Below are 6,035 nucleotides of genomic sequence, written 5' to 3'. Positions count from 1 at the left end.
GAGCCCATGCACTCGGAGATCTGGCGAATCGCGTAGGGGAACTCCTCGCGGCTCGGCAGCACGGGCACGAGGGCGCGACGCGCCAGGGCGCCGTGGCCGATCTCGCGACGCTTCGGCGAACCGACGCGACCGGTCTCACCGGTGGAGAACGGGGCGAAGACGTACTTGTGCATGTAGCGGCGGTACTTCTCCGGCGACAGCGTGTCCAGCTGCTGCTCCATCTTGAGCATGTCGAGGGTGGTGACGCCCAGGATCTGGGTCTCGCCACGCTCGAACAGCGCCGAACCGTGGACGCGCGGGATCACGTCGACCTCGGAGTGCAGCGGACGGATGTCGGCGAGGCCGCGACCGTCGATGCGCACCTTGTCGCGCAGGACGCGCTCGCGGACGACCTGCTTGTTGACCGAGCGGAACGCCGCGCCGATCTCCTTCTCGCGACCCTCGAACTGGCCGGCGAGCTTCTCGAGCAGGCCACCCTTGAGCTCGTCGGTGCGGGCTTCGCGCTCCTGCTTGTCACCGATGGTCATCGCGGAGGCCAGGTCGGCCTTCGCAGCGGCCTCGACGGCGGCGTACACGTCGTCCTCGTAGTCGAGGAAGATCGGGAACTCCTGGATCGGCTTCGCGGCGACGTTGGCCAGCTCCTGCTGGGCCTCGCACAGCTGCTTGATGAACGGCTTGGACGCGTCCAGACCGGCAGCGACGACCTCTTCGGTCGGCGCCTGGGCACCGCCCTGGACCTTGGCGAACGAGTCCTCGGTGGCCTCGGCCTCGACCATCATGATCGCGACGTCGCCGGTCTCGGTGACGCGGCCGGCGACGACCATGTCGAAGACGGCGTTCTCGAGCTGGCTGTGGGTCGGGAACGCCACCCACTGGCCATCGATCAGCGCAACGCGGGTGGCGCCGACAGGACCGGAGAACGGCAGGCCCGAGAGCTGGGTCGACAGCGACGCGGCGTTGATCGCGAGCACGTCGTAGGGAGCGTCGGGGTTGAGCGCCATCACGGTGATGACGACCTGGACCTCGTTGCGCAGACCCTTCTTGAAGGTCGGGCGCAGCGGGCGGTCGATCAGGCGGCAGGTGAGGATCGCGTCCTCGCCCGGGCGGCCTTCGCTACGGAAGAACGAGCCGGGGATCTTGCCCGCGGCGTACATCCGCTCCTCCACGTCGATGGTCAACGGGAAGAAGTCGAAGTGGTCCTTGGGGTGCTTGCCGGCGGTGGTCGCCGAGAGCAGCATCGTGTCGTCGTCGAGGTAGGCGGTCACCGAACCGGCGGCCTGGCGGGCCAGGAGGCCCGTCTCGAACTTGATGGTGCGGGTGCCGAACTTGCCGTTGTCGAGAACGGTCTCCACGGCGGAAATGACGGGTTCAGTCAAGGGGTTCTCTTATTCAGATGGTGCGGGACGCGTTGCCCCGCTGAAATGGACTTGATGACGTTCGCCACCTTATCCATCGGTGGGCGAATTGCAGAACGGGCGACCCCTCGAGGGGTCACCCGTTCATGAGCATGTCGTGCGGCTGAAAGTCAGCGACGCAGGCCGAGGCGCTCGACGATCGAGCGGTAACGCTCGATCTCGGTCTTCTTCAGGTAGTTGAGAAGACGGCGGCGCTGGCCGACGAGCAGCAGCAGGCCACGACGGCTGTGGTGGTCGTGCTTGTGCTTCTTGAGGTGCTCCGTCAGGTGGCTGATGCGGTGGCTCAGCAGCGCGATCTGCACCTCGGGCGAACCGGTGTCGCCCTCGGACGTGCCGTACTCGGCGACGATCTTCTTCTTGGTCTCAGCGTCGGTTCCGACTGCCATGGGTTCTCCCTGTGTTCGCTCGTTGCGCGGCGCTCCAGCCTGAATTCCTGGAGCACTCTCGATCCGCGGCCGTTCTGACGGCGGGTGTGCCGTCGAGACTCCCCGACGACAACCGACCAAGGTTATCCCGGACCGGCCGCGAGTCTCCAATCGGTGACGCCTCAGCGCGCGGGAACCTCAGGCAGCTCAGCAAGCTCGGGCAGCTCGACGGTCGGCGCGGCGGCGAACGGGAAGTCCGGCAGCGCGGGCGGGTTCGGCCCGTCCCAGGCATCGGCTGCCCGCTCACCCGTTTCCGGGTCGACCTTGCCCACCGGGAGCGGGAAGACGTTGAACCGGGGAGCTCCGTTGCTCAACCACGGATACATCTGCGTCCGGTAGTCATCGAGGAAGAGGTTCTCGTTGATGACGAGCGGTCGACCGGCACCGTCGAAGAGCTGGGCCCCCGTGACCGGCGTTCCCTGGGCGTCGTACACGAACAGGTTGGTCAGCTCGACCCCGTTGAACATCAGGCCGACACCGGGCTCCTCCGTGCTGCCGAAGTCGCTGTAGCCCCACTGCTCTGCCTTGTCGTAGGCGATTCCTGTCCCCGCACGATCCATCGCGCTGGGCAGCAAGCAGATCGCCAGCAGGTTCAGGCCGATGAGCGCCAGTCGGGCCGCGGCATGACCTCGCACCCGGGCCACGAGACCCGCACCACGGCCGACCTGGACGCTGCCGATCACCAGGACCAGGAGGACGGCGAGCCAGTCGAAGTCGTAGCTGGCATGCGACGCGTGACCCGCGATGTCCTGGAGCAGCATCCAGGCCACCCACGCCCGGATCACCCACCACACCGGTCGCAGCGATTCCAGGAACTCCCGCGGACCGCCGGGGACCTTGTCGACCAGTTCCTCCCAGGTCCGCTTGCCGGAGTCCAGCCAGTCGCCCACGACCGCGGCGACCGGCCGTCGCTCACGTCGCTCGGCGGCAACCGGCGCGAATCCCGCAGCCGTCCGCAGTTCTGCTGCATACACCGCCGGGTCGCCGAGCACCTCGGCCGGGGCCTCCGGGCCGGAGTGCTCCGCCAACCGCTCGGAGAGGTCCGCGCGCAGTCCGCCGATCAACTCGTCGCGCTCGTCGGGACTGAGGTCGGCGAGGCGGTGCTCGACCTCGACCACGAACGCCTCGACCTCGGGCTGGACTGCGACCTTCATGGTGTCGTTCATGCGTTGGCCTCCTGGCCGGAAAGGAGCGTGGTCACGGTGGTCGAGAACTGGAGCCAGTCCTCGGACTCGCGCTTGAGCTGTTCGCGCCCGCCCGGCGTGATGCCGTAGTACTTGCGGTGCGGACCCTCGTCCGAGGGCACGACGTACGACGTCAGCGCACCGGCGGCGTACAGCCTGCGGAGCGTGCCGTAGACCGAGGCATCGCCCACGTCTCCGAGCCCCGCCGAGCGCAGTCGCCGCAGCACGTCGTAGCCGTAGCCGTCGTCGTCCTCGACGACCGCGAGCACCGCCAGGTCGAGGACTCCCTTGAGGAGCTGGGTCGAATCCATGCAGTGCACACTATTACGGTTTGCAGAGTACTGTCGACAGCGGACGACCTTCCGCGTGTCGGCGTGAACTGCGACGATGCGTCAGTGGAGCAACGAATCGGCGTGTGCAACCTGTGCGAGGCGACCTGCGGCCTCCTTCTCACCATCGAGGACGGCCAGGTGACGGGCGCCCGTGGCAACCCGGACGACCCGCTCTCCCGCGGCCACATCTGCCCCAAGGGCGTGGCCATCGGCGACATCCACGCCGACCCGGACCGGTTGCGCCGCCCGGTGCGCCGGATCGGACAGGGCGCGGACGCACGGTGGGAGGAGATCTCCTGGGACGAGGCGTTCGACCTGGTCGCCGACAAGCTCGCGGCCACCATCCGCGACCACGGCGACGATGCGCTCGCGATCTACCTCGGCAACCCGAACGTGCACAGCCTGGGCTCGATGACCCATGGCGTCGCGCTGGTGCAGTCGTTCCGCACCCACAACAAGTTCAGCGCGACCTCGGTCGACCAGCTCCCCCACCAGTTCCTCGGCCACCTGCTCTACGGCCACCAGTTGCTGCTGCCCGTGCCCGACATCGACCGCACGTCCTACTTCCTGGTCTTCGGCGCGAACCCGATGGCGTCCAACGGGTCGCTCATGACGGTGCCCGACTTCCCCGGCCGGCTGCGCGAGCTCAAGGCGCGCGGCGGGCAGATGGTGGTCTTCGACCCGCGCCGCACCGAGACGGCGAAGGTCGCCACCGAGCACCACTTCGTCCGGCCCGGGAGCGATGCCTGGGTGCTGCTGGCCCTGCTGAACGTGCTGTTCGCCGAGGGCCTGACCAGCCCGCCGTCGTACGTCGACGGGCTGGACGAGGTCGCGCGGCTGGTGGCGGACTTCACCCCCGCCATGGCCGCGGAGGCCAGTGGGGTTCCCGCAGCGGAGATCGAGCGAGTGGCCCGGGAGTTCGCCGCCGCTGACGGTGCGGCGGCGTACGGACGGATCGGTGTCTCCACCCAGGAGTTCGGCACCTTGTGCCAGTGGGCCATCCAGCTGCTCAACCTGGTCACGGGCAACCTCGACCGGGTCGGCGGCGCGATGTTCACGAACCCCGCGATCGACGTGGTCGGGCGCGGCCTCATCGGACGCGGCCACCACGACCGCTTCCGGTCGCGGGTGCGCCAGGCCCCGGAGTTCGGCGGCGAGCTCCCGGTGTCGGTGCTCCGCGAGGAGATCGACACGCCCGGCGACGGACAGGTGCGCGCCCTGCTGACCATCGCTGGCAACCCGGTGCTGTCGACGCCCGACGGCACCGCCCTGGACCGGTCCATCAGCGGACTCGACTTCTATGCGGCGGTCGACATCTACCTCAACGAGACGACCCGGCATGCCGACGTGGTCCTGCCGCCGACGACACTGCTGGAGCGCGACCACTACGACCTGGTGTTCCACGCACTCGCCGTCCGCAACACGGCCCGCTTCACGCCGGCGGTGTTCGACAAGACGCGCGACCAGCGCCACGACTGGGAGATCTTCCGCGAGATCTACCTGCGGGTGGCGCGTCGGCTGCCCCGCAAGGTCCCGCTCAAGCGACGCCTGATGGGCGAGGCCCGGATGCGGATGAGTCCGACCTTCCTGATCGGGGTGCTCCTGCGCAGCGGCCGCAGCACCACCATCACCGAGCTGCGCCGGCATCCCGAAGGGGTGGACCTCGGCGCCCTGCGCGCGGGCCAGCTGCCCGAGCGGCTGGCCACGAAAGACAGGCGGATCCAGGCCGCGCCCGCCATCGTGGTCGGCGACCTCGAACGGCTCCGTGCCCGCGAGGTGCCGAGCGGCGACCAGTTGCTGCTCATCGGCCGGCGCCACCAGCGCGACTGCAACTCGTGGATGCACAACTCCGAGCGACTGACCCGCGGGCGCCACCGCCACCAGCTGCTCATGCACCCGGCGGACCTCGATGCCCGCGGCCTGGTCGACGGCGCGCTCGTCACGGTCAAGTCCCGCGTCGGATCGGTCTCGGTGGAGGTCCAGGCGACCGAGGACGTGATGCCCGGCGTCGTGTCACTCCCCCACGGCTTCGGACACCAGGTCGGCGGCACCCGGATGGGGATCGCTGCCGAGGTCGTCGGAGTGTCGATCAACGACCTGACCGATCCCGACAGGCTCGACCTGTCCGGCAATGCTGCGCTGTCGGGCGTGCCGGTCACCGTCTCCTAGGCCCGGGCATGGACCTCGACGTGCCCGCGGGCCCCGGCCTGCCCGAGGGCCTCGTCATCCCCGACACCGAGCTTGTCGAGCGGTTCTCCCGTTCGCCCGGCCCCGGCGGTCAGTCGGTCAACACCAGCGACAGCCGCGTCGAGCTCGTCTGGGACCCGAGCGGGTCCGGAGTGCTCACCGACACCCAGCGCACCCGCCTGCTCACCAGGAGTCCGGGCCCGATCGCCGTCGTTGCCCACGAGCACCGCTCCCAGCACCGCAACCGGGTCGCGGCCCGCGAACGCCTCGCGGCACGGGTGCGCGACCTGCTCGCCCCGCCTCCCCCGCCACGTCGCGCCACGAAGCCCACGCGCGGGTCGAAGGAACGCCGCCTCGAGGCCAAGCGCCAACGCGGCACCACCAAGCGACTGCGCGGATCCGTCGACGACTGATCGTCAGACGACGCTCACCGGGTGCCGGACGACCGCGTCGAAGAAGTAGCCGTTCGGGTTGTACGCGGCGACGTCGGGT

General features: G+C 69.2%; 6 protein-coding genes. 2 read left to right on the top strand and 4 right to left on the bottom strand.

Annotated features, from left to right (window positions below):
• From ACOADB_RS07940 to ACOADB_RS07925, 4 genes are all read right to left on the bottom strand, one after another.
• The coding region (locus tag ACOADB_RS07940; protein ID WP_378597531.1) for a polyribonucleotide nucleotidyltransferase at positions 1 to 1,376 on the bottom strand (1,376 nt) is incomplete at its 3' end.
• A 149-nt stretch (positions 1,377 to 1,525) separates the two neighbouring features.
• Positions 1,526 to 1,801: a 30S ribosomal protein S15 gene (gene rpsO, locus ACOADB_RS07935; protein ID WP_056706166.1), complete on the bottom strand. Its 276-nt coding sequence runs from the start codon at positions 1,799 to 1,801 to the stop codon at positions 1,526 to 1,528.
• A gap of 161 nt (positions 1,802 to 1,962) precedes the next feature.
• Positions 1,963 to 3,006, bottom strand: coding sequence for an HAAS signaling domain-containing protein (locus ACOADB_RS07930; RefSeq protein WP_378597420.1), 1,044 nt, complete (start codon positions 3,004 to 3,006; stop codon positions 1,963 to 1,965).
• Positions 3,003 to 3,335 (bottom strand): PadR family transcriptional regulator, encoded by a 333-nt coding sequence (locus ACOADB_RS07925; RefSeq protein WP_056706170.1) that lies wholly within the window; start codon positions 3,333 to 3,335, stop codon positions 3,003 to 3,005. Before ACOADB_RS07925 ends, ACOADB_RS07930 begins: the two co-directional genes overlap by 4 nt.
• Positions 3,336 to 3,419: 84 nt before the next feature.
• Here ACOADB_RS07925 and ACOADB_RS07920 point away from each other — a divergent pair, with 84 nt between their 5' ends.
• Positions 3,420 to 5,525, top strand: a complete 2,106-nt coding sequence (locus ACOADB_RS07920; RefSeq protein WP_378597419.1) for a molybdopterin-dependent oxidoreductase — start codon at positions 3,420 to 3,422, stop codon at positions 5,523 to 5,525.
• 8 nt (positions 5,526 to 5,533) lie between these two features.
• A complete protein-coding gene (gene arfB / locus ACOADB_RS07915) occupies positions 5,534 to 5,956 on the top strand; it encodes an alternative ribosome rescue aminoacyl-tRNA hydrolase ArfB (RefSeq protein ID WP_378597418.1) in 423 nt (140 codons plus the stop codon).
• The last annotated feature ends 79 nt before the right edge of the window (positions 5,957 to 6,035 follow it).

The organism is Nocardioides sp. CPCC 206348 (assembly GCF_048654705.1).
Classification (GTDB): domain Bacteria; phylum Actinomycetota; class Actinomycetes; order Propionibacteriales; family Nocardioidaceae; genus Nocardioides.
This window is presented reverse-complemented; position numbering and strand designations above follow the sequence as displayed.

Bases quoted from the DNA above. Each gene is read 5' to 3' on its own strand.
- rpsO (WP_056706166.1), bottom strand. From the start codon at position 1,801: ATGGCAGTCGGAACCGACGCTGAGACCAAGAAGAAGATCGTCGCCGAG.
- ACOADB_RS07930 (WP_378597420.1), bottom strand. From the start codon at position 3,006: ATGAACGACACCATGAAGGTCGCAGTCCAGCCCGAGGTCGAGGCGTTC.
- ACOADB_RS07925 (WP_056706170.1), bottom strand. From the start codon at position 3,335: ATGGATTCGACCCAGCTCCTCAAGGGAGTCCTCGACCTGGCGGTGCTC.
- arfB (WP_378597418.1), top strand. From the start codon at position 5,534: ATGGACCTCGACGTGCCCGCGGGCCCCGGCCTGCCCGAGGGCCTCGTC.